This is a genomic window from Mastigocoleus testarum BC008, from assembly GCF_001456025.1.
GTDB lineage: Bacteria > Cyanobacteriota > Cyanobacteriia > Cyanobacteriales > Nostocaceae > Mastigocoleus > Mastigocoleus testarum.
Genome location: NZ_LMTZ01000022.1, coordinates 1 through 22,373, shown reverse-complemented (window position 1 = coordinate 22,373; position 22,373 = coordinate 1). Strand labels below are relative to the sequence as shown.

Annotated in this window: 19 protein-coding genes; 16 read left to right on the top strand and 3 right to left on the bottom strand. The window is 36.9% G+C overall.

Annotated features, from left to right (window positions below; all coding sequences use genetic code 11):
* Positions 1 to 52 precede the first annotated feature (52 nt).
* Complete coding sequence (locus BC008_RS05105) at positions 53 to 868, bottom strand: fasciclin domain-containing protein (RefSeq protein WP_321170067.1); 816 nt, start codon at positions 866 to 868, stop codon at positions 53 to 55.
* Between the two features lie 1,331 nt (positions 869 to 2,199).
* On the opposite strand from BC008_RS05105, the gene BC008_RS05100 reads away from it, so the two are divergent.
* The 10 genes from BC008_RS05100 (at position 2,200) to BC008_RS05055 (ending at position 15,084) form a co-directional block, all read left to right on the top strand.
* Positions 2,200 to 2,997, top strand: a complete 798-nt coding sequence (locus BC008_RS05100; protein WP_027844254.1) for a glutathione S-transferase family protein — start codon at positions 2,200 to 2,202, stop codon at positions 2,995 to 2,997.
* A 189-nt stretch (positions 2,998 to 3,186) separates the two neighbouring features.
* Positions 3,187 to 4,920: a helicase HerA domain-containing protein gene (locus tag BC008_RS05095; protein ID WP_027844255.1), complete on the top strand. Its 1,734-nt coding sequence runs from the start codon at positions 3,187 to 3,189 to the stop codon at positions 4,918 to 4,920.
* Between the two features lie 1,078 nt (positions 4,921 to 5,998).
* Positions 5,999 to 6,982, top strand: coding sequence for an RNA polymerase sigma factor, RpoD/SigA family (locus BC008_RS05090; RefSeq protein WP_027844256.1), 984 nt, complete (start codon positions 5,999 to 6,001; stop codon positions 6,980 to 6,982).
* Between the two features lie 1,310 nt (positions 6,983 to 8,292).
* The gene (locus BC008_RS05085) at positions 8,293 to 8,976 is read left to right on the top strand and encodes a hypothetical protein (RefSeq protein ID WP_058183300.1); all 684 of its coding nucleotides are present in this window, start codon (positions 8,293 to 8,295) and stop codon (positions 8,974 to 8,976) included.
* A 327-nt stretch (positions 8,977 to 9,303) separates the two neighbouring features.
* Positions 9,304 to 9,930: a TetR/AcrR family transcriptional regulator gene (locus tag BC008_RS05080; protein WP_027844258.1), complete on the top strand. Its 627-nt coding sequence runs from the start codon at positions 9,304 to 9,306 to the stop codon at positions 9,928 to 9,930.
* An 11-nt stretch (positions 9,931 to 9,941) separates the two neighbouring features.
* Entirely contained in the window at positions 9,942 to 11,135 is a 1,194-nt protein-coding gene (locus BC008_RS05075) for an ABC exporter membrane fusion protein (protein WP_027844259.1), read from the top strand.
* A 64-nt stretch (positions 11,136 to 11,199) separates the two neighbouring features.
* Positions 11,200 to 12,222 (top strand): aromatic ring-hydroxylating oxygenase subunit alpha, encoded by a 1,023-nt coding sequence (locus tag BC008_RS05070; protein ID WP_027844260.1) that lies wholly within the window; start codon positions 11,200 to 11,202, stop codon positions 12,220 to 12,222.
* A gap of 91 nt (positions 12,223 to 12,313) precedes the next feature.
* Positions 12,314 to 12,931: a GNAT family N-acetyltransferase gene (locus BC008_RS05065; RefSeq protein ID WP_235595799.1), complete on the top strand. Its 618-nt coding sequence runs from the start codon at positions 12,314 to 12,316 to the stop codon at positions 12,929 to 12,931.
* A 57-nt stretch (positions 12,932 to 12,988) separates the two neighbouring features.
* Positions 12,989 to 14,155 carry an ABC transporter permease DevC gene (gene devC, locus BC008_RS05060; protein WP_027844262.1) on the top strand — a complete coding sequence of 389 codons (1,167 nt, stop codon included), beginning with the start codon at positions 12,989 to 12,991 and terminating at the stop codon, positions 14,153 to 14,155.
* Positions 14,156 to 14,340: 185 nt separating this feature from the next.
* Entirely contained in the window at positions 14,341 to 15,084 is a 744-nt protein-coding gene (locus BC008_RS05055; protein WP_027844263.1) for a DevA family ABC transporter ATP-binding protein, read from the top strand.
* Here BC008_RS05055 and BC008_RS48045 read toward each other — a convergent pair.
* On the bottom strand, positions 15,048 to 15,212 hold the full coding sequence (locus tag BC008_RS48045) for an alpha/beta hydrolase (protein WP_153009520.1): 165 nt from the start codon (positions 15,210 to 15,212) through the stop codon (positions 15,048 to 15,050). The two genes, BC008_RS05055 and BC008_RS48045, sit on opposite strands and share 37 nt — an antisense overlap.
* A gap of 246 nt (positions 15,213 to 15,458) precedes the next feature.
* Here BC008_RS48045 and BC008_RS05050 point away from each other — a divergent pair, with 246 nt between their 5' ends.
* From BC008_RS05050 to BC008_RS05040, 3 genes are all read left to right on the top strand, one after another.
* Positions 15,459 to 16,610: an alpha/beta hydrolase-fold protein gene (locus BC008_RS05050; protein ID WP_058183298.1), complete on the top strand. Its 1,152-nt coding sequence runs from the start codon at positions 15,459 to 15,461 to the stop codon at positions 16,608 to 16,610.
* 267 nt (positions 16,611 to 16,877) lie between these two features.
* On the top strand, positions 16,878 to 17,696 hold the full coding sequence (locus BC008_RS05045) for a class I SAM-dependent methyltransferase (protein ID WP_036268311.1): 819 nt from the start codon (positions 16,878 to 16,880) through the stop codon (positions 17,694 to 17,696).
* Between the two features lie 84 nt (positions 17,697 to 17,780).
* The gene (locus BC008_RS05040; RefSeq protein ID WP_058183296.1) at positions 17,781 to 19,193 is read left to right on the top strand and encodes a transglutaminase domain-containing protein; all 1,413 of its coding nucleotides are present in this window, start codon (positions 17,781 to 17,783) and stop codon (positions 19,191 to 19,193) included.
* A gap of 717 nt (positions 19,194 to 19,910) precedes the next feature.
* Here BC008_RS05040 and BC008_RS05035 read toward each other — a convergent pair.
* Positions 19,911 to 20,264 (bottom strand): helix-turn-helix transcriptional regulator, encoded by a 354-nt coding sequence (locus BC008_RS05035; RefSeq protein ID WP_027846308.1) that lies wholly within the window; start codon positions 20,262 to 20,264, stop codon positions 19,911 to 19,913.
* A 584-nt stretch (positions 20,265 to 20,848) separates the two neighbouring features.
* Here BC008_RS05035 and BC008_RS05030 point away from each other — a divergent pair.
* The 3 genes from BC008_RS05030 to BC008_RS05020 all read left to right on the top strand — a co-directional run bounded on the left by BC008_RS05030 (position 20,849) and on the right by BC008_RS05020 (position 22,185).
* A complete protein-coding gene (locus tag BC008_RS05030) occupies positions 20,849 to 21,211 on the top strand; it encodes a hypothetical protein (protein ID WP_058183294.1) in 363 nt (120 codons plus the stop codon).
* 130 nt (positions 21,212 to 21,341) lie between these two features.
* Positions 21,342 to 21,701 carry a hypothetical protein gene (locus BC008_RS05025; protein WP_058183291.1) on the top strand — a complete coding sequence of 120 codons (360 nt, stop codon included), beginning with the start codon at positions 21,342 to 21,344 and terminating at the stop codon, positions 21,699 to 21,701.
* Between the two features lie 124 nt (positions 21,702 to 21,825).
* A complete protein-coding gene (locus tag BC008_RS05020) occupies positions 21,826 to 22,185 on the top strand; it encodes a hypothetical protein (RefSeq protein ID WP_058183289.1) in 360 nt (119 codons plus the stop codon).
* The last annotated feature ends 188 nt before the right edge of the window (positions 22,186 to 22,373 follow it).

The following is a 22,373-nucleotide window of genomic DNA, read 5'->3' as shown; positions in this document are numbered from 1 at the left end:
TATTGAAAATGAAAAACAAATCACAGAAGACGCTTCCATCTTCTGTAGAAAATTATAAATCGGGAGGTAAAATTACGTTATCAATTATATGAATAACACCATTACTTCCCTTCACATCTGCTGTAGTCACATTAGCGTCATTCACCATTACACCTTTGGGCTCAACTTTTACACTAATGGGAGTACCATCAAGACTTTTTACTTCACCGGATTTTAAGTCTGTGGATAATACTTCTTGTGGTACAACATGATACCTGAGTATTTTCACCAAAACTTCTTTATTCTTGGGTTGTAATAGCTCTTTAACTGCATCTTGCGGTAACTTACCAAAAGCTTCATCCGTAGGTGCAAAAACGGTAAATGGTCCTTCACCTTGCAAAGCTTCGGCTAACCCAGCAGCTTTTAACGCATCTACAAGTGTATTGAAGGAACCGTTAGCCTCAGCGATCTGTACCAGGTTTTTATCAGAAGTTTGTTCGGTTCCTGTAGAAGGTTTGGTCTCAACAGGTACTCTATCTGGTGCAGGAATAACTGGAGGAACGCTTGGAGGAATCTCCGGTGTTCCGGGTGTTGTTTGATCACCACAAGCAGCACGGTTATAAGGACATTCTTGTAGAATACTAGGACTGGGATTGAGAGAACCCGATCTTTGGGCAATTAAAACAGATGAATTGGATTTAGTCTTGCTTGCTAAAGAAGAATGTTTTTTGCTCGGTGTATTTTGAGTCTCATTTTTGGAGGAGTGGTTATGAGAAGTCTCTGGAACAATAGTCAAGTTGGGACTGAAAGCTTCTTTCGCCCCGACCTGTAGACTTACCAGGAGACTGAAGCCCGTCACTCCTACTACACTAGCCAACTTGGTCAGCATTTTGCTGTTCTCAAATTTCATATATTTCGATTATTCGGCTGGAGATTCCACACATCACACAAAGATTTATATCATTTTTTATACCTAAAATCTCGTTTTAGAGACTTTTTTACCATATTTTTTTGTCATAAACTATGAACTCACCAAGAACAATTTACTAAAACTTATAATAATTATTACTTTTGGTCGCTAACTATAATTATCAGTGTAATTTACCGTTTGAAAACTAGAGATTATTTTTAGCTATTTTTTAGTGCATGAGATTATTTTATGGTATCTGGGATTGTTGATACGGTGGCATTTAGAAATAATTCAAATAAATTACAGATAAATAATTATATTTGAGCAAAATATATGATTGATGAGTAAATTTATGAATATTTACTAGTAGAGATTTTTACTTATATATTTTGCTATTTTTACGAAATAACCGGTCTATGAATAATAGTTAATAATCTCGTTGATTATTGCTATTACGTTAATCAAACATTGTTTTATACTATATTTGTCTTATTGATGTTTATCTGTAAAATATGATTTGATTTGCTCTGATGTTTTTTTGGTATATTTACACATTTACAAGATTGACCCAGTTCATAAAAAACGTGATATTTATATTATTTGTCAAAATATTTTTAGAAAACAGCGTTGCTAATCATAAAGCATAACAATAAATTAATTTAACTTGCAATAATCAGAGTAAGTGTCAGAACTTTCATAATACCCAGATTGGCATGGAGATGAAAGCGTTAGCTTCGGAACAAAAACTATAGGTACACCACAGATGTAGCACGAATTTGTTTTAAGAAATACAAATTGAATTGTAAAGCTATAAGTATTTTTTGATTACTTTTAAAAGCATCAGCCCAAATTAATATTTAATTTATTTGATTCACTTCCGTATTTTCCGTATTTATTTATGGCCCTACATATAAATAATTTGATCTTCATACTGAAGAAAACTTGTTTGAAAAGTCATTAAGTGATGAATATCTGTTTCTATGTATAACAACTATATTTGATTTTTGAACGAATGCGGTTCAACAAAAGCTACCAGTACTCTACAAATAAGCACTCTTATCTATCTGCACAGAGATGTCTCTACAATATCGACCGTCATCAAAAAACTAGGATTTTCGTAGACCGCCAAAAATCTTAAGGCGCTTGATTCTTACTGTAATTAGTCCGTAGTTGGGGAAAATACGTCGTAATTTGCTCAAAATATAGTTGACACAAAAAATATTATTCAATAAACAGAACGATTGAATTAAATTAATTTAAACGAATGTAAACTTATAAAATTGATGAGCAAAATAAACTGGGTTTAGGTTATGTTGGAACTGTATCAATTTGAACTTTCGCAGTATTCAGAGAAAGTACGTTTGATTTTAGACTTCAAAGGTCTGGAGTATCGTAAGATTGAAGTTACACCTGGTATTGGTCAAGTTGACTTATTTCGAATGACAGGTCAACGTCAGGTACCTGTTTTGAAAGATGGTAGCAGATTTATTGTAGATTCTACAGAAATAGCTAAGTACTTAGACGCTCATTATCCTGAAAAGCCCTTAATCCCTGTAGAGCCCAAGCAACGAGGTCTATGTTTGATGATGGAAGAATGGGCGGATGAATCTATTGGAATTAAAGGTAGAAAAGCATTATTTTCTGCTATTAGTCAGGATAGGGATTTTCGCACATCTTTACTACCAAGTTCAATTCCAGACATTTTTAAAACTTTAGTTGGTGAGGTTCCGAGCGATTTCTTGAATGTTTTGGGTTCTGGTGTGGGTTACAGTGCTGATGCAGTAAATAGAGCTATGGCGGACTTGAAGCAAGATCTGGAAGCTCTGACTCTAATACTGTCCGATAGCCCCTATTTGTGTGGAGAAGAACCAACATTAGCTGACTTCGCAGTGGCTGGATTATCTATCCTGCTAAAATTTCCTGACGCTGCTTACTTGGAATTACCCAGCCAAATTTTAGGTAAAGGTGTACCGGGGATTGCAGATAATCCTGCCTATGCACCATTTTTCCAATGGCGCGATCGGCTTTACAATGATTATCGTAAGCCTATTATCGGTATTTCCACTCCCACAAGTGGGGATAGACCAACTTCTATTCAAATTGAGTAAGTTTTGGGGATTGGCGACTGGCGAATGGGTATCAAAATATGGACAAATAAATGGACAAATAACTAATTACAAATAATCCATGACCAATTGCCAATTCCCGATCAAGCTACCAGTTTGATGCCAAAAATCGCCTAATTTCACGATCTGCAATTAAAATTCACATATATCATTCATCATGTAATTAGTCACATGAACTTGGGACTGCCACTTGGCTCAGTTATACAAGGCTCTCTTACCGGAGGATTAGAAGTCCGCTTGAACCCCGATATATCTGTAGAAGATATGCGGGTGGGAAAATTTTTGGTTGTGCAGGGTATGCGATCGCGCTTTTTTTGTATGTTAACAGACGTAGCCTTAGGCACAGCCAATCAAAGAATTACAGCAAATCCTCCTCGTTGGGAAGATACTTTCCTTAGAGACATTCTCGCAGGGAGTGGAACTTATGGCACCATGACTCTTGCTCCGATGTTGATGTTTACTCCAGAGGAGAAGGAGTCTCTTAATGGCATCAATGGCAAATCAGCCAATCCCTTTATACCATCTGCAGGTGCTGGTTTAGCATCTTTTCAACCCCAAACCAGTACAACTATGGAATTGTTACCAGTCAAAACAATTCCTTCCCACTTCAGTCAAGTTTATGAAGCTTCTGAAGAAGATTTCCGTCGGGTATTTGGTTGGGAAGATGACATCCACCGTCGGAATTTTTCCATTGGTAAACCCTTGGACATGGATGTACCAATTTGTCTGGATTTAGACCGGTTTGTGGAACGCAGTAATGGTGTATTTGGAAAATCTGGTACCGGTAAATCATTTCTTACCCGTTTACTATTAGCAGGTATAATCCGTAAGGGTGCTGGTGTTAATCTCATCTTTGACATGCATTCCGAGTACGGATGGCAAGCTGTTTGTGAAGGGAAACAATATAGTACTGTAAAAGGGTTAAAACAGTTATTCCCAGGAAGAGTAGAAGTTTACACATTAGATCCAGAATCAACCCGTCGTAGAGGCGTAAGAGACGCGCAAGAGCTTTACTTAAGTTATGACCAAGTAGAAGTTGAAGATATTCGCCTATGTAGTCGTGACCTTGGGCTTTCCGACGCTAGTTTAGATAATGCCAACATCCTGTATGCCGAATTTGGCAAATCTTGGATTTTGCAATTATTGAACATGACCAATGAAGAAATTAAGCTTTTCTGCGAAGAAAAACGGGGTCACCAGGGTTCAATCACAGCATTACAGCGCAAATTGCTGCGGATGGATAACTTAAAATATATGCGCTCAGCTTGTCCCCATAACTACGTCAACCAAATTTTACGTTCTTTGGAAGCAGGGAAAAATGTAGTTGTTGAATTTGGATCCCAGTCAGATATGCTTTCTTACATGTTGGTCACCAACATGATTACTAGAAGAATTCACCAGCATTATGTTAGTAAAGCTGAGAGGTTTTTGCAAAGTGGAAATCCAACTGACAAACCTTATCAGTTAGTAATTACCATTGAAGAAGCACACCGCTTTTTGGATCCAGCAATTGTTCAAAGCACTATTTTTGGTACTATAGCCCGCGAAATGCGGAAATACTTTGTGAGTTTGTTGGTAGTAGATCAACGTCCATCCGGGATTGATAATGAAGTTATGTCCCAAATTGGAACGCGCGTCACAGCTTTACTTAATGATGAAAAAGATATTGACGCAATTTTTACTGGGGTTTCTGGGGGTAGTAGTTTGCGTTCCGTGCTGGCAAAATTAGACTCTAAACAACAAGCATTAATTTTAGGTCATGCGGTTCCCATGCCGGTAGTCGTACGCACTCGTCCCTATGATGAAACTTTTTACAAAGAAATTGGCGACCCTGCTTGGGAGGAAAAAACTGATGAGGAAGTGTTTGCAGAAGCTGAACTTGCAAAAGCCGACCTGGGTTTTTAGTTAATTCAGTAATTTATTGTTAATTGGTAACTGGCTGGTAACTGGTAACTGGTAACTGATAATTGGTAGTTACGTTACTTGTTACTCATCTTGCTATGCCCCATAATCATACCTAGTCTTTTTCTCACAAGTTCTCAGCTTGACAAAATAATCCTCTCTGCTAATCTCTTTAAAAGCAATAACGCAATTTTTGTGTAACAGAAAGCTTGGATATGATATTTCTTCACCAGCTTTCCAAAATGCCACATGAGAATGTTTTTAAATTGTCAATATTGCTGTTTTGTTGTCTAAAAATGATTTAGGAGTAATTTTATTGATTTAAACTGGGTCAATGCTTGTATTTCAATTCTTTACTGAACTTTTACATCAAGTTTTCTAGTTGAGATTATTGCGTTTGGTATACTATTTTTAATTTATACTCAAAAATTTTATTTATATTTTATATTGTGTGCTCTACTTTAAAATCAATCTTGAGTTAATAGCCTCGATTAAAAGCTGGAGTGAGAATAACTGACACAGTAATCTATTAACTACTAATTTGGCAGCTTTTATTCCAGTTTTTCCGGTTTAGTGACATCCGCCCATCACAAAACCCAAAACAGTTCGGTTATCCGGATAGTTCTAGGCAACAGAAGTTTTGTTTTTAACGTCACTATATATAAAGTAGGAGACAAAAATCGCAATAAGGCTTTTTGCTATTAAAACTGTTTTTGAGTATAATTGGAAGTTTAATCTATGCTACTTTACGAGCCAAAGATTTTGTCGTAATATTGAATATAAATAAGTAGAACTCATACTGACTTCGTATTTTTACTATCGCCGACAGCGATCAAGGGAAGTAGAAAGACGACAAGTTTATCTGACTTGCCTTCATAGGTTTGCACTTAAATTAACGATGATGGGGAATGAGTACTGAGGGGGACCATCTCGGCGATTTCTGCTTCAGCGTTTTGTATGAATACATTGTCTTAGATGTTGTGCCACGTAAGAGTTTACATGAGTCCTAGGTTTCCTATTCATCACAATTAATAATACTCAACCTATTCAACGTATTCATGGAGTAGAGGATAACGCACCAATGCCAAGTACAAACACTCAACTAGAAACTGCAAACACCAAATTCACGGCTGATATGGTGCGAACCTATCTGCGCGAGATTGGTAGAGTACCGTTGCTGACCCGCGAGCAAGAGATCGTTTTTGGTAAGCAAGTACAACAAATGATGAAGTTGGTTGAAGCGAAAGATGCTTTGACCAAAAAATTAGATCGTTCGCCCACCCTGGAAGAGTGGTCGCATAATGTTAAGCTTTCAGAGACAGAAGTAAAACAAATTGTGCACCAAGGGAAGCGAGCTAAGCAAAAAATGATTGAAGCTAACTTACGCTTGGTTGTTGCAATTGCGAAAAAATACCAGAAGCGGAATATGGAGTTTCTGGATTTGATCCAGGAAGGAACTTTAGGTTTGGAACGAGGTGTGGAGAAGTTCGATCCGACTAGAGGTTATAAGTTTTCAACCTATGCTTACTGGTGGATTCGTCAAGCCATTACTCGAGCTATCGCTCAGCAAGGACGTACCATACGTCTTCCCATTCATATCACTGAAAAACTGAATAAAATCAAGAAAGTTCAACGAGAGTTGGCTCAAAAATTAGGTCGTTCTCCCTTACCGGGTGAGGTTGCAAAAGAGTTGGATTTAGAGCCCAGTCAGATCCGTGAATATTTAAATATGGCTCGTCAACCAGTATCTTTGGATGTTCGTGTTGGTGACAACCAAGACACTGAATTGCAAGAAATGCTGGAAGATGAAGGACCTTCTCCAGAACACTACACTACCCAAGAGTTTTTGCGCCAAGACTTGTATAACTTGTTAGCTGAACTTACACCCCAGCAAAGAGAAGTTCTTTGTTTGCGTTTCGGTTTGGAAGATGGGAACGAATTGTCTTTAGCAAAAGTTGGAGAACGTTTAAACCTTAGTCGAGAGCGGGTTCGCCAATTAGAACATCAAGCTCTTGCTCATCTACGTCGCCGTCGGGCTAATGTTAAAGAGTATGTTGCAAGCTAACTCGAAAAGTAGGGACTTACTCAAATTTATCTATCACTCTTTAAACAACGCTTCTTAGATAGAAAGGAGAAATTGAGTTTTAAGTTGGTCCTCCATCTTCTCAAGTTCCCTTTCTTCTCATTATGGAGATGTAGCAATGCTGCGTCTCCAATTTTTTTATCTTCTCTATTATCTCTATTAAAATTTCCCCAAATTCCCCGCTTCTTCTCCCACTTATAAAAAGAATAATCAACTCAAGCTTAGTCTCAGTGCTCGTTCTGAAAACCTCAAAATTTTGCACTTTACCCAATACGGAACAACTACAAAGTTAAATAAATCAGGACTTTCTCCGGTCTATGGACGTAATTTCAGAAATTTTCCCAAAATTCAGTGAAAATATTCCGCAAAAATTCCGAAAAGTAATTCCTAAAACTTGTATTAACTCAAAGAAAGTTAATTTTTAGAGATTCTACTAAAAAAAAAAGGAGCAATGATTCAAAAATATTTTGTAGTTTAATAATTTATATTTTTTTCAATTTTGTAAATTAGTTTGTAAATTCCCTCCATTTTTCCCAATTTACGCCAAATCTGTTTGATTAAAGTTTTATTCACCGGAAAAAGTAGGATATTTTAAGCAAACAAGGCGGATACTCTGTCAAAATTTTATTTACTTGGATAATCTAAACCTAAATATTGATACTGCTTGAACAATATGTGATCTAAGTCACTTACTTTACCGGCACATTTATCACAACCTAACAGTAAGAAATAGAAAATTGCGCAATGTACCAAAGGAGGAAATCTCTAGTAATATTTATTTGTTGATAAATGAGTTGCAGACATAACCTGAACCTAAGATTTTTAGAATCTAGACTTAAGAAAGAATTCTCAAGTTATTGCAGCATAGTAAATTAGTCTGTATGATAGTAAATTTCTTTTGACTAGTTCTTAAACATTACGTCACAACCACAAAGCAGTAAGTGCAGAACCAATTTAAACATTTGTGACTCAAGATTTTAACTTAAAACTTGTAACTCATAATTGTTTAATTTCTAATTAACATCATTGATCTATTTATAAATTGTTAGCTTCTGCTGATAATTCAATATTTAAAAATTAAATTGTGTTGTGACTAAACTTCGGCGGATTTTGGACCACGTGAGTCTAATAATCATATTAGCTAATTTTTCAGCCCACCGAAATCCAACAAAAAATCAAAATTTTATTTATTCAAGTATTTTTTTTGTCAGACAATGTAACTAAAAGACGATATCACCCAGAAACCAAAAACAACTATTCATAAAATTACGTGCTTTAAAATGGGGAACAAAATGTTGAACAATATCAAGCGTCTATCTTCAAATCTAAATTGGAAAGTCCCCTTCTTTGCTCTTTCCTTGGCTATTGGAGTATTTGCGGAAACTACAAATCCGGTATCTGCGAGTCAAATGCATCATTCCCAGACTGCATCATTGAATTCGCAGACTGCTACAGGCTCTTTTTCCTCCTACAGTTCTTCTAGTTCTTCACAAAGTACTAATTTTTTTGTTAACAATAATGGGAATTATTCTCATAATTGGGATACATCATTGAGAACAGTTGGCGATATCAACCAGTATCAAGCTTCTATAAGCACTTCTTCACTTCGCAAACGGACAACCTTACCCCAAAAAGACGGAGTTTATCTCTACGGTCAATCTCCCCAACCAGGACAATTAGGTAAAGGTTACATAATTTTTGAACGGAAGTACGGTAGAGTGACGGGTGCTTTATATATGCCCAGTTCAGAATTTAGCTGTTTCCGAGGAGCATTGCGTCAAAATGGAAAACTCGCAATGACGGTCAATAGCTATCCAGGTGAAACTAGCACATCTCAAGTGGCTTCTGTAAGAGGGTTCTCTGGTACAGAGAATACTGTCACCAACTACAATCATTCTGTTAGACTTCAAAATTACTATCGTTTGAGTTCGATTGGTGATAGCGATCGCCAAGTCTTACAAATGTGCAAAGGTTAATAAAAAGGAATAATAATGGAAGGTTATCTTTAGTAATTGGTCGTTAGTCATCGTTCACTGATGTTTGAACTAGGATCGATGATTAATGACCAATTTATTTCGATTGGCGGTTGGTAAGGGCGACCGATAATTTATTATTTAGTTGCTTGGCTCTTAATTCTTGTTTTTTTATAACGCACGTTCGATATATGTGCTAGTATAGTATTGGATTTGATTAAGTTAAATATTTAGTGACGCGACGTTTCGCGATCGCTAACGAGTAGAGTAAATGGATGGGATAATTAGTACCTTGCCTTTACGCCTTAAAAATAAATTCAGTGTAGATCGATGCCGAAAATTGTAGACCACGAGCAGTACCGCAAAGAATTATTATGGAAAAGTTTTGACTTGTTTGCCCAAAAGGGTTATGCATCTATCACCATGCGTGAGATTGCAAAAGAACTCAGGGTTTCAACTGGAACCTTATATCATTATTTTCCCAATAAGGAAGCCTTATTCTTACAGCTAATTGAAGAGCAAGCCGAACGGGATCTTTCTGATTTTTTGGCTGAAGCACAAGACGTAGAAACTTTACCAGAGCGAATTCATACTTTAATTGATTTCCTTGCGAAAAATGAAGATTATTTTATCAATCAAACACTAATATTATGTGACTTCTATCAGCAGCAAGGAAAAGCTATCGTTTTAAGTAATAAAATTCTTCAAACTGTTCAGGAAAAGACAAGACAAGAACTTTCTAAGTATTTACAAATTCAAGATCGAGTTTTAGCAAGTTTCGTCATGAACGTGGTTAGTGGGTTATTAATCGGGCGTATGTTTGAAGGAGATGTAATTTCCTACGAGGAGCAAGGAGAATTACTCAAAAAGATGGTTTGTCAATATTTAGATAATCAAAATTTAAAGAGTCAAAATTTAGATATTAAAAATTTAGAAAATCAAAATTTAGAGAATTAATAGGAGAAAGTATGAGTCAAGAACTACTTCCTAAGTCTGCAAGTAAAAAACCTGCGATCAAAAACCTATTAGGTTTGATAATAGCTGGTACCGCTGTCTCTGGTGTACTTACTGTTTATGGCTTATCTCAGTTTCAATCACTCCAAAAACCTACTGCTCAAGCAGTTGACCAACCATCTCCAATGAAGAAAGTTACCGCTTTAGGAAGACTCGAACCAGAAGGGGAAGTAATTGAGTTATCCGCACCTTTAACTTTGGATGGAGATCGCATCGGACAATTATTGGTAAAGGAAGGGGATACTGTCAAAGTAGGAGAAACCATTGCTGTTTTAGATTCCTATAAACGTTTACAAGATGCTCTTACCCAAGCTGAACAAGAGGTGAAAGTTGCACAAACGAAACTAGCACAGGTAAAAGCCGGTGCCAAATCCGGGGAAATAACTGCCCAAAAAGCAACCATAGCTAGACTTCAGGCAGAAAACAGCACGCAAATATCTGCCCAGAAAGCAACAATAGCTCGACTTCAAGCTGAATTAAATAATGCTCAGTCGGAATATCAACGCAACCAAAATCTTTATCAAGAAGGAGCGATTTCTGCATCAAGTAGAGATAGCAAACGCTTGACCTGGGAAACTGCACAACAGCAATTAGCTGAAGCCCAAGCTAACCTCAAACGCATTATTTCCTCTGGACAGGAACAAATTAATGCAGCCAAAGCAACTCTTAACCAAATTGCTGAAGTTCGTCCAGTTGATATTAAAGTTGCACGAGCAGAGTTAGATCGCGCGATCGCCACACTTAAACAAGCCAAAACTAATCTCGAACAAGCTTATATCCGTGCTCCCATAGTAGGGCAAATTATTAAGATTCATGTTCGTAAAGGTGAAAAAATTGGTGATTCTGGTGTAGCCGAAATAGCTAAAACAAATCAAATGATGGTAATTGCAGAAGTTTATCAAACTGATATATATAAAATAAAAGTAGGACAAAAAGCAATTATTAGCGGACAAGCATTAAATAGTAAATTGAAGGGGGAAGTAACTCAAATCGGTTTGCAAGTTAATCGCCAAAATGTTTTTAGTAACCAGCCCGGAGAAAATTTAGATCGTCGTGTTGTTGATGTCAAAATCCGCTTAAATCCTGAAGATAGCAAGCGTGCTTCAGGGTTGACTAATTTACAGGTAGAAACAGCAATACAACTATAAAAATTATTTTCATTATTTTACGTTTGAATTATTTTATAACGAATGTTTGATATAAGGAAAAGTTATGTTTTTAAAGAACAAATGGTGGGCGATCGCTGAATCGCAAATGATCAATAAAAAACCTGTTGCGCTTAGACGTTTGGGTATGGATCTAGTTCTGTGGCGAGACAGTAGTGGTAAAGTCGTTTGTCAAGCTCAACACTGCCCGCATCGAGGTGCAAGCCTTGCTCTAGGTAAGGTAGTAGATGGTTGTCTACAGTGTCCTTATCACGGTTTTCGTTTCGATAATCAAGGTAATTGCACCTTAATGCCTTGCGAAGGTGAGAAGGCTCACATCAGTTCAAAAATGCGGGTAAAACCTTATGAGGTAAAAGAAGCACATGGTCTAGTATGGTTGTGGTGGGGAGAAGCTCAATCCGAACAATCCCAAATTCCTTGGTTTGAAGAATTGCAAAACCATCCAAAACGTTGGGCTTCGGGAATGATGAGTTGGAATGTTCCTTTTACTCGAGCTGTAGAAAGTTTACTAATCGATCTGCATCATTTTGTATTTGCACATCATAACGTTGCTCGGTTATCTGGTTTTGGTTCTTCTACTTTGTTAGATCCTTTTGATGCAAAAGTTGAAGGTGAAGTAATTCATACTTGGGGACGAATCAGACCGCAAAAATCAGATGACCAAAATTCAAATCACCAAAATTCAAATCACCCAACATTAAGCCAAAGCATGAGTGTTGCGAACTTCCGACATCGCTTACATTTCCCCAACTTAGCTATATTTGATTTTGGCTTTGGTGGAATCAAATTATTTGTAGTTGCAACACCTATCGATGAAGAGAATACTTGGGCATATTTCCGTTACTATACTCCATTCAGTATGCCTTGGGTTAGTCAGTTAATTTCCAGAGCTTTTGTGTGGGTGGAATTAAATCTAGTTCAACCGGATGACTACAAAATTTTGATGTCAACTCGACCTCGAAAGAGTGGATTGAAGGTTAATAATTTTGTTCGTGCAGATAAAGGAATAGTTTTATGGCACAAACTATACGAACAAGCTCAGACAATATCAAAGTCAGAAAATACTTAAGAACTGACATTGAACAAATATGGGATTCACAAGCAACATAAGTCCTATAAGTTATTCAAACAAAATTTGATGCAGTCATATGGAGAAAAATATGATGACTTCTGAAATTATCCTGCTAGAAAAATCACAAATCGATAAAGCTTCCCAAATTCTTGCTGCAGCATTTCTTAAAGACCCACTTTTTAGCTATGCGTTACCCCAAGAAGATAAGGTAAAAGATAAATTATTGCACGATATATGGAAAGCTAGCTTACGATATTCCCTCCCTCATAACTGTACATATACCACTCCAGAAATTAAAGGGATTGCAATTTGGATCCCACCAGGAGCATATCCTTTTAATAACCTGCGATTTATGCTCACAGGATTCTATAGAATTCCTTTCCAGTTGGGTTGGAAAAACCTGAAAAAGTTTATCTCCCCATTTGCGTTACTTGACAAATACCACACACAAGATATGCCCGTACCTCATTGGTATCTCTTTGGTTTGGGAGTTTCACCTGTTTGTCAGGGAGAAGGAATTGGCGGTTCACTCATTCAACCGGTCCTCAAACAAGCAGACGAAGAAGGTTTACCTTGTTATCTGGAAACTGATACCCCTGGGGCTATTCGCTTTTACCAAAAACATGGTTTTGAAGTTTTGAGAACCGGCGAACAACCACTCAAGTTTTGGACAATGAAAAGAGAACCTCAAAACGGTAATAGATAGCTGATTTTGATTGTTAATTAAATAATTTCTAAAATTTCTAAGACAAGTCATTTAAATATGTTTCATAAATTGTTTCGAAGAACACCATTAGCTTGGCGACAGTTGACAAAGCAAAAAACTCGCTTCGCTGTAGCTATAGCCGGTATTGCTTTTGCAGATATTCTTATGTTTGTTCAGATGGGCTTTGAAGGTGCGCTTTTCAATTCAGCGACAAAACCTCACCGATCGCTACAAGCAGATCTAGTCTTGATTAATCCCCAATTTCAAACTTTATTCTCAGTCAAAAGCTTTTCTAGGGCGCGTTTATACCAAAGCTTGGCTTATGAAGGAGTCGAATCAGTGCAGTCCGTATATATTAATACTGCTCAATGGAAAAATCCCAAAACTCACCTCAGTCGCGCCATTTTAGTTTGGGGAGTTGATTCGACAAAATCTACCTTTAATTTTCCTGAGATTGATCAGAATTTGGGACAACTCAAGCAACTGAACCGGGTATTTTTTGATCGTGCAGGAAGACCTGAGTATGGAGCAATCGCTGATATATTCAAAAAACAGGGTACTGTTGAGACTGAAGTTAATAGTAAATTGATTCAAGTAAAAGGTTTATTCACTTTGGGTGCTTCCTTTGCTGCTGATGGCAATATTATTACTAGTGATTCGACCTTTATGGAATTGTTTCCAGAACGCAAACCTGATCGCATTGAACTTGGTTTAATCAAACTGAAAGCAGACGCAGATATTGAAAGTGTACGATTGCATTTAGAGACTAATCTACCCAATGATGTACGAGTGCTTACGCCAGATGACTTTGCCGAAACTGAAAAAAATTATTGGTCGGATGGCACCGGTATCGGTTTTATCTTTGGTTTTGGCGTAGTAATGGGTTTTATTGTCGGGATCGTAATTGTTTACCAAATTCTTTACTCTGATGTATCAGATCACTTACCAGAATATGCAACTTTAAAGGCGATGGGATATACCGATCGCTACCTATTAGTAACTCTTTTACAAGAAGCTATTCTCCTCGCCGTGCTGGGCTACATTCCTGGATTTGTACTGTCATTTGGACTTTATCAACTAGCATATGCTGCTACTATGCTTCCTATTGGGATGACAGTAGCTCGAAGCATTAATGTGTTTGTTATGACCATCATTATGTGCTTTGCTTCGGGAGCGATCGCAATGCGCAAACTTCAATCTGCGGATCCTGCTGACATTTTTTAGTTTTGGGTTTCGAATTACAGGTTTCAAATTATAGAAACATATTGGCATACTAGGAATGACTTTTTATATCGAATATTCGATATAAGAATAATCTTTAAATTTCACCACAACATATTTAATTACACTTTCAAGCTAATTACACTTTCAAGCTAATTACACTTTCAAGCTAATTACACCTTCAACCCATGGAAAGTCTTTACTCTCTTGATTCTAACCAATCTTTATCGACAGAAGCAGTTATTTGTGCTCGAGATCTTAACCATTACTTTGGAGAAGGTGAACTGCGCAAACAAGTGCTATTTGATATTAATTTAGATATTTACCCAGGTGAAATTGTTATTATGACTGGTCCAAGCGGTTCAGGAAAAACTACACTGTTGACCTTAATCGGTGGACTACGTTCTGCACAGGAAGGTATTTTGAAGATTTTAGGGAAAGACGTTTGTGGTGCAAGCAAACAGAATCTAACAAAGATTCGCCGTCAAATCGGCTATATTTTTCAGGCACATAATTTAATGACATTTTTGACTGCACAAGAAAATGTACGAATGTCCCTGGAGTTACACGACAACATGTTGACTGCGGACATGGATGCAATCGCAAACGATATGTTGCAGAGCGTGGGTTTGGGAAATCGTGCAAATTATTATCCAGAAAATATGTCAGGTGGACAGAAACAAAGGGTAGCGATTGCTCGCGCACTTGTTAGTCAACCTAAAATTATTTTGGCAGACGAACCCACTGCTGCACTTGATAAAAAATCTGGGCGTGATGTGGTGGAATTAATGCAAAAGCTAGCAAAAGAACAAGGTTGTACAATTTTGCTTGTCACCCATGATAATCGGATCCTTGATATTGCCGACCGAATCGTTTATATGGAAGATGGTTATCTTCAAAATAATAGTGTAGGTGTGGATGTTAATGGGTAATTGGTAATTGGTAATTGGTAATTGGTAATTGGTAATGGGTAATTGGTAATTGGTAATGGGTAATTGGTAATTGGTAATGGGTAATGGGTAATTGGTAATGGGTAATGGGTAATTAATGATTTATCCACAATTATCTATAGAGATATTTAAGTATTACAAATAAGGGTTCAATTAAATGAGTAACGAAAACAAAATGTTAAGATTGTAAATTTATAGCTTTAAAATAAAAAAAACTACAGGATAAGAAACAAATGCAAAATCCCATAAAAATACTTTGGGAGTTTTGTCAGTTGAAAAATCACCTTCAAATTAAATGGGTACTTCCATTTTTATAAATAGAAAATTACCATTACTATCTGCACCTACCACAGTAAATGAACAAAATCACATCCTTTTGTATTGCTTTTATAATTTCTCTAATTTGTTCCCAACCAGTTTACGCACAATTAAAAAATGGCTCTAGAGCACCTTCTAACGTCCCAAACAAAGAATATCCATATATCCATTCTGATGGAAAGGTAACATTTCGTGTTAAAGCACCATTAGCTAAAAGTGTACAAGTTATCGGACTCGACTCTAAAAACCCATTCGGGAAAGAGCCAACTAATTTAATTCGTGGTGAAGATGGGCTATGGATAGTGACAATTCCCATAAATCCCGGATTCCATTACTACCAGTTAATCATTGATGGTACCCCAGTCAACGACCCAGCAAGTAAAACTTATTTTGGTTGGGGAAAAGCTACAAGTGGATTGGAAGTTCCCCATCCCAAAGTTGATTTTTATAATCCTAAAGTAGCAACCCATGGCGAAGTACGCCAACGTTGGTATCATTCCCAAGTAACCGGTAAATTACGCCGAGTTCTTGTCTACACTCCACCCAATTATAACGCTAATATTAAACGCAGATATCCCGTACTTTATCTACAGCATGGTGCTGGTGAAAGTGAATGGGCTTGGACTCAACAAGGTAAAGCTAATTTTATTCTTGATAACCTCATAAACACAGGTCAAGCCATACCGATGATTGTAGTTATGGACAACGGTTATGCAACCAAACCAGGGGTAAAACTTCCACCAGATTCTTGGAAAAATGAAGCTTTCCCCCTAGTAGTAATTAAAGATTTAATTCCTTTGATTGACAGTCAATATCGGACAATTGCTCATAGAAATTCTAGAGCAATTGCTGGTCTTTCTATGGGAGGAGGACAAGCATTAGAAGTTGGCTTGAATAATTTAGATAAGTTTTCCTGGGTCGGTGGTTTTAGTTCTTTATTGAAAGATTTTAATATTGATACATCTTATGGTGGAGTTTTTCAAAATCCAACTTTAGCTAATTTAAAATTAAAATTATTTTGGTTAGGTTGTGGTGCTCAAGATAATTTTTACTCTAACCATCAAGCAATCCATAAACAATTAGAAAAAATTGGAATTAGACACATTTGGTTTCCAACGAAAGGCGGACATGAATGGTTGGTTTGGCGAGGATATTTACGAGAGTTTGCTTCTATATTATTTCGCGATTAATCCATGTTAAAACTTTCGTGTTATTAACTAGGGAGAAATTATCTGAATTAAAGGTCTTGCTGAATAGAGAATCCTAATTGAGAAATAACATCATTGAAAAATTGATTTTCCCTAGATATTTACATTAAAAGTATTACACACTCACCATCGTCCCCCATTACAAATTATTTAGTATTACGCATTCACCAACGCTATATAAATTAATCATTTAAATATTGATTTCTGAGCGAATATTTCCAACTACTATCAGAATTAGAACAAATTTCAATGACAGATGCATCTATAAACTCACTCAACGAGCAGACACGCGCAGCTTGGAATGCGAACTCTCAAATTTGGGATGAACGTATGGGTGACGAAGGTAATGATTTTCATCAAACCCTTATTCGCCCCTCTACTCAAAGATTATTAAACTTACAACCAGGACAGAAAATTTTAGATGTAGGTTGTGGTAATGGTTTAACCTCCCGCTGGTTAGCAAGTCTTGGCGCGCAAGTATTGGGAATTGACTTTGCAGAAGAAATGATTATCAATGCATGCAAAAGAACTAAACCCGATGAAACATCGGTTAAGTTTCAGGTGCTTGATGCAACTGATGAAACAGCTTTACTGAGACTAGGTGAAAATTCTTTTGATGCAGCTGTTTCTACAATGGCTTTGATGGATATGGCTCAAATCGATCCTTTAATGCGATCGCTTGCAAAGTTATTACGTCCCAAAGGATGTTTTGTATTTTCAGTGTGTCATCCTTGTTTCAATCATGTAGGTGCGAGCATGCTTGCAGAAACCAGTGATGTAGAGGGTAAATTAGTAACTGAATATTCAATAAAAGTTAAATCATACTTAGAACCAAGTAGTATAAGTGGATTAGCGGTTGAGAATCAACCACAACCACACATTTATTTTCATCGACCTTTACATTTACTTTTAAGTTCAGCTTTTCACTTTGGCTTTGTCTTAGATGGTTTAGAAGAACCTGCTTTTCCAACTCAAGATCCCGCTCAAACTAACTCTTTTGGTGGATGGAATAACTACAATCAAATTCCACCTGTATTCGTTGCAAGGTTAAGGTCGGGAGAGAGATAAGTTTTTTACTAAATTTGACCCATATCCTACATATTACTTGCTAGATTGAACACAGATAGTATTCTTGTTCAAGAAAGGATTTGTATGCCAGAAGATTTTGAAACGCGTTTTCGGGAGGAAGTACGCAAGCGCGAGCAAAGACGAAAAAGGCGCATGATACGTAAATTTTCCTCGCTCTTCCTAATCTTTGCTTTGGTAGTATTATCTATATATTTATTTTCTCAAAAAAATATAATATTACAAATCTCTAACCTAAGTATTCACACTATTTTACTGAGTATATTTGGACTGATTGTAATTATTAGTTTAATTGTTTATTTTACTAATCTCCGAGAATCTGAGTTCGATCAGAAATCTCCTGTATTTTCTGTAAACACCCTCAAAGATCCCAATTCTGGTGAAATTCAATGGAAATATATTTTGGGAGTAGCTTTACTTTTATCGACATTTGTGTACCAGGCTAACCAGTTTACAATCGATAATCATATCCATACTCTAATATATCGACCAAAACCACCCGTATCAAATCAATACTGGCCATGGAACAATTATGGAGATATCGATCCTATTGTTGCAAATCTTCCATCTGATGTTGAAATCAGTATTCAATCTGTTGCACAATATATAGCTAGGGAACAAAAAGACCCGTATTTACAAGTAAAAGCTTTACATGACTATGTTGTTAGTCGAGTCACTTACGATTTAGAGGTACTTAAAACGGGAATAAGACCTCCTCAGGATGCGAAAACGGTTTTTCAAACTCACAAAGCAGTGTGTGAAGGTTATGCTAAATTATTTGCTGCGTTGGGGCGGAGTATAGGTTTAAACGTTGTTTATCTTGAAGGAAAAGTCCGGCGAGATTTAGCTCCTGTCGATTTAATTCCAAGGAGATTAAGGTTTCTCAACAGTGGCTATGATTGGACTTTGCATGCATGGAATGCTGTTAAAGTTGCAGGTCAATGGCAATTAATTGATGCAACCTGGGATGATAGTAATTCTAATAAATCTGGTATTTCATATAATGCTAATTATCTTATGCCTCCTCCAGAGGTAATGATTATTAGTCACTTACCTGATTTATCAAGTTGGCAACTTTTAAAAAACCCTACAGATCAAGATAAATTTGAGAAGCAGCCACTTTTAACTCCTTATTTTTTCAGTGAAGAATTGGATATTACCTCACCAAAACAGTATGAGTCATCCGTTCAAAAAACAGCTGTAATTGAAATTAACACTTCTACCAACTATCGAAAGAAAATAGTAGCTGTATTTACCAAGGCGAAAAAAACGGAATTTTCAATTGGGGACTTATTGGAAAATAATCAGTCAAATCAACGCAAGGAATTAGAAATTCAAAGATGCTCGAGTCAAATAAGTGGATCGGGTAAAACCAAAATCTCTTGTCAATTACCTGAAAAGGGAGATTATCAGATTTTTGTATTTAGTGCTGGGAGAAAGGTTATTCCTATTGGTCAACTTAAATTTCACGCAATTTAGTACTGATTTACTTTAATTTTGATACACTCCGCTTATGAAAAGGAATAGGGAGCAGATTCAAAGAGTTGATGTGTAGCATTATTTTTTTATATGAATGGACGCGAGAGTCTCAATTCTCGATTTCTTCCCGATTTCTTCTCTATTTATTCTCAATTATTTTTTAATCTATAATAAGTTTCCTTTCAGGGAAATATTGATTTTCATGAAAGATAAAATCATGAATATTAATTTTAATTATTCTAATCTTAAGGTTCGTAACTTGAAATCTAATAGAAGATTAAATAAGCAGACTCATTCAACAACCTATCCAATAATCCATTGCTCTGCTAGTCCCTAGAAGCTTTGCTAAAAAAGCTTTTAAAGAGTCAGTTACTGCAAAAACATTATACGAGAGTGCTTTTAACCGTATGTGATCAATATATTGCACCTCACTTAGAATCTCTTCCATTAGCTTTAGCGTGGAGAAGCGAACGAGACTCACTCTAGAAAAGGCAAAAATCTTAAACTTTGAATTAGATAATTAAATCGGAAGACTCTTGCGGAATTAACACGAATATGCGTGAACATCGTACATTCTATGTTTATCCGCTACCTTGTAAACTCGAAAAGTATGAACCTGAAATGTCAATTTAAACAACAACCAAGCTCTTTTAGGAAAATTTAACAAACAGGCACAGGCAAGACAAAATAACCTTAAAGTGAGTCAGAAATAAAGTTTTACAGTGAAATATTAGACTTATTATTCGATTTTGGTTCTTCAGTCAGTCCTGATTTCTCATTCTTTCCTAAAGAAGGTTCGTTTGTTCCTAATAAATCGTGAATTTCACTCAATGAATTCGGCTTTACATCGCTACTGGATGAATTATCTACATACTCTAATAGATCTTCCACCCGACAATTGAGAGCCTTGCAAAACCTCGCGACTCTTTCAATATGGTTAATTCCGGTCCTACCACTTTCCCAGTTTTGAACTGTACTTTCGGTCACGCCTACAAGACGTGATAGCTCAAGCTGGGTTAATCCTGCTTGTTCGCGGAGAAAGGCAATTCGTGGTTTTGCTTTACGTTTCACAGCTACAGCATTTATGTCTTGTTTATAGTCGTACATCCTAACACCAAAAAAAAATAGTGCTCAAATAATTTAACAAAACACTTGACGCACCCAAGAACTTGGGTTAAAAATATTAGGTGTCAGGTTCACTATTAACTCTATAGCAATCCTATATAGTTAGTAAAGCTGTTTCGGGAACAAAAATAGAAATACATCAGTTATGAATAGTATTGAAACTGATATTTTCTTATGTTTCCCTCAGGGCTTTTAAATAAAGTTCCTTAGGAACAGTTAATAACTCCAGCCAGGAATGTTATATCAAGCTGAAATTAGGAGCTGTTAAGGGGTTCGAAAATTTTTCCAAAAAAAAATCAGACTTAATCTGGAATGAACCGAACTCACTTTGTATCCTCAAATATCAGACAAAAACAAACTCACTCAGAGGAAATCCTCAAGGTTCTTATTCTTAATATGAATTAAATGAATCTAGAGTGAACAAAATCAAAACTCTCACTGAATTAAAACTCTCACTAAAATTCAACCTCGTTCAACGACAAAGTTCAACAACCAAGCTCAACAACACATAACCAATGAGGTCTTCAATCATGTTCAAGAAATCAGTTGCTTTCGGTCTTTTAGCTGCTAGTTTAATCGTTGCTCCTACCGCAGCATTCGCAAATACTCAAAGTCAAACTAACGATCAGTTTAACGAGCAAAACGGTGCTGCAACTGATGGTAGCTTCAACCAGCAAAACGCTGAGAACGTTAACAACCAAAGACAAGTAATCGATGGTAAGAGCCGTCGTCGCGGTTACCGTAAGCCCGCTCGCAAATATCGTGGTCGTCGCGCTAAGCAAGAGCAAGATAACATTCAAGGAAACGTTCAAAATGGTGCGGCTGATTTTGAATCAGAAAACAGACAAAATGCTAGCAACCGCAACAACCAAAGACAAAGAAATCGTCGCTAATTGCTACTAATTAGATTGACTTGAACGTCGCATTAACCGGCGTTGCACTCAACGATACAAGCAACGCCCAATAAATAACCCAACAAATAAAAACTGTTCGACACCACACAACACATAAAGGTCTACAAAAATGAAAAGAGTAGTTGCTTTCGGTCTTTTAGCTGCTAGTTTAATTGTTGCCCCTACCGCAGCATTTGCAGATACTCAAAGTCAAACTAACGATCAGTTTAACGAGCAAAACGGTGCTGCAACTGATGGTAGCTTCAATGAGCAAAATGCTGAGAACGTTAACAACCAAAGACAAGTAATCGATGGTAAGAGCCGTCGTCGCGGTTACCGTAAGCCCGCTCGCAAATATCGCGGTCGTCGCGCTAAGCAAGAGCAAGATAGCGTTCAAGGAAACGTTCAAAGTGGCGCGGCTGATTTTGAATCAGAAAACAGACAAGATGCTAGCAACCGCAACAACCAAAGACAAAGAAATCGTCGCTAATTCTGACTTAGACTAGCTGAAACGTCATATTAACTGGCGTTGCAATCAACGATACAAGCAACGCCCAATAAATAACCAACAAACAAAAAGTTCGATATCACACAACACACAAAGGTCTACAAAAATGAAAAGAGTAATTGCTTTCGGTCTTTTAGCTGCTAGTTTAATCGTTGCTCCTAGTGCAGCATTTGCAGACAGACAAAGTCAAACCAACGATCAGTTTAACGAGCAGAACGGTGCTGCAACTGATGGTAGCTTCAACCAGCAAAACGCTGAGAACGTTAGCAACCAAAGACAAGTAATCGATGGTAAGAGCCGTCGTCGCGGTTACCGTAAGCCCGCTCGCAAATACCGTGGTCGTCGCGCGAAGCAAGAGCAAGATAACATTCAAGGAAACGTTCAAAATGGTGCGGCTGATTTTGAATCAGAAAACAGACAAGATGCTAGCAACCGCAACAACCAAAGACAAAGAAATCGTCGCTAATTCTGACTTAGACTAGCTGAAACGTCATATTAACTGGCGTTGCAATCAACGATACAAGCAACGCCCAATAAATAACCAACAAACAAAAAGTTCGATATCACACAACACACAAAGGTCTACAAAAATGAAAAGAGTAATTGCTTTCGGTCTTTTAGCTGCTAGTTTAATTGTTGCTCCTAGTGCAGCAT

Coding starts and splice junctions, on each gene's coding strand:
- BC008_RS05095 (WP_027844255.1), top strand. CDS start 3,187: ATGAACTTGGGACTGCCACTTGGCTCAGTTATACAAGGCTCTCTTACC.
- BC008_RS05040 (WP_058183296.1), top strand. CDS start 17,781: ATGCCAGAAGATTTTGAAACGCGTTTTCGGGAGGAAGTACGCAAGCGC.
- BC008_RS05100 (WP_027844254.1), top strand. CDS start 2,200: ATGTTGGAACTGTATCAATTTGAACTTTCGCAGTATTCAGAGAAAGTA.
- BC008_RS05045 (WP_036268311.1), top strand. CDS start 16,878: ATGACAGATGCATCTATAAACTCACTCAACGAGCAGACACGCGCAGCT.
- BC008_RS05055 (WP_027844263.1), top strand. CDS start 14,341: ATGGAAAGTCTTTACTCTCTTGATTCTAACCAATCTTTATCGACAGAA.
- BC008_RS05030 (WP_058183294.1), top strand. CDS start 20,849: ATGTTCAAGAAATCAGTTGCTTTCGGTCTTTTAGCTGCTAGTTTAATC.
- BC008_RS05080 (WP_027844258.1), top strand. CDS start 9,304: ATGCCGAAAATTGTAGACCACGAGCAGTACCGCAAAGAATTATTATGG.
- BC008_RS05065 (WP_235595799.1), top strand. CDS start 12,314: ATGATGACTTCTGAAATTATCCTGCTAGAAAAATCACAAATCGATAAA.
- BC008_RS05070 (WP_027844260.1), top strand. CDS start 11,200: ATGTTTTTAAAGAACAAATGGTGGGCGATCGCTGAATCGCAAATGATC.
- devC (WP_027844262.1), top strand. CDS start 12,989: ATGTTTCATAAATTGTTTCGAAGAACACCATTAGCTTGGCGACAGTTG.
- BC008_RS05085 (WP_058183300.1), top strand. CDS start 8,293: ATGTTGAACAATATCAAGCGTCTATCTTCAAATCTAAATTGGAAAGTC.
- BC008_RS05105 (WP_321170067.1), bottom strand. CDS start 868: ATGCTGACCAAGTTGGCTAGTGTAGTAGGAGTGACGGGCTTCAGTCTC.
- BC008_RS05025 (WP_058183291.1), top strand. CDS start 21,342: ATGAAAAGAGTAGTTGCTTTCGGTCTTTTAGCTGCTAGTTTAATTGTT.
- BC008_RS05050 (WP_058183298.1), top strand. CDS start 15,459: ATGAACAAAATCACATCCTTTTGTATTGCTTTTATAATTTCTCTAATT.
- BC008_RS05020 (WP_058183289.1), top strand. CDS start 21,826: ATGAAAAGAGTAATTGCTTTCGGTCTTTTAGCTGCTAGTTTAATCGTT.
- BC008_RS05075 (WP_027844259.1), top strand. CDS start 9,942: ATGAGTCAAGAACTACTTCCTAAGTCTGCAAGTAAAAAACCTGCGATC.
- BC008_RS05090 (WP_027844256.1), top strand. CDS start 5,999: ATGCCAAGTACAAACACTCAACTAGAAACTGCAAACACCAAATTCACG.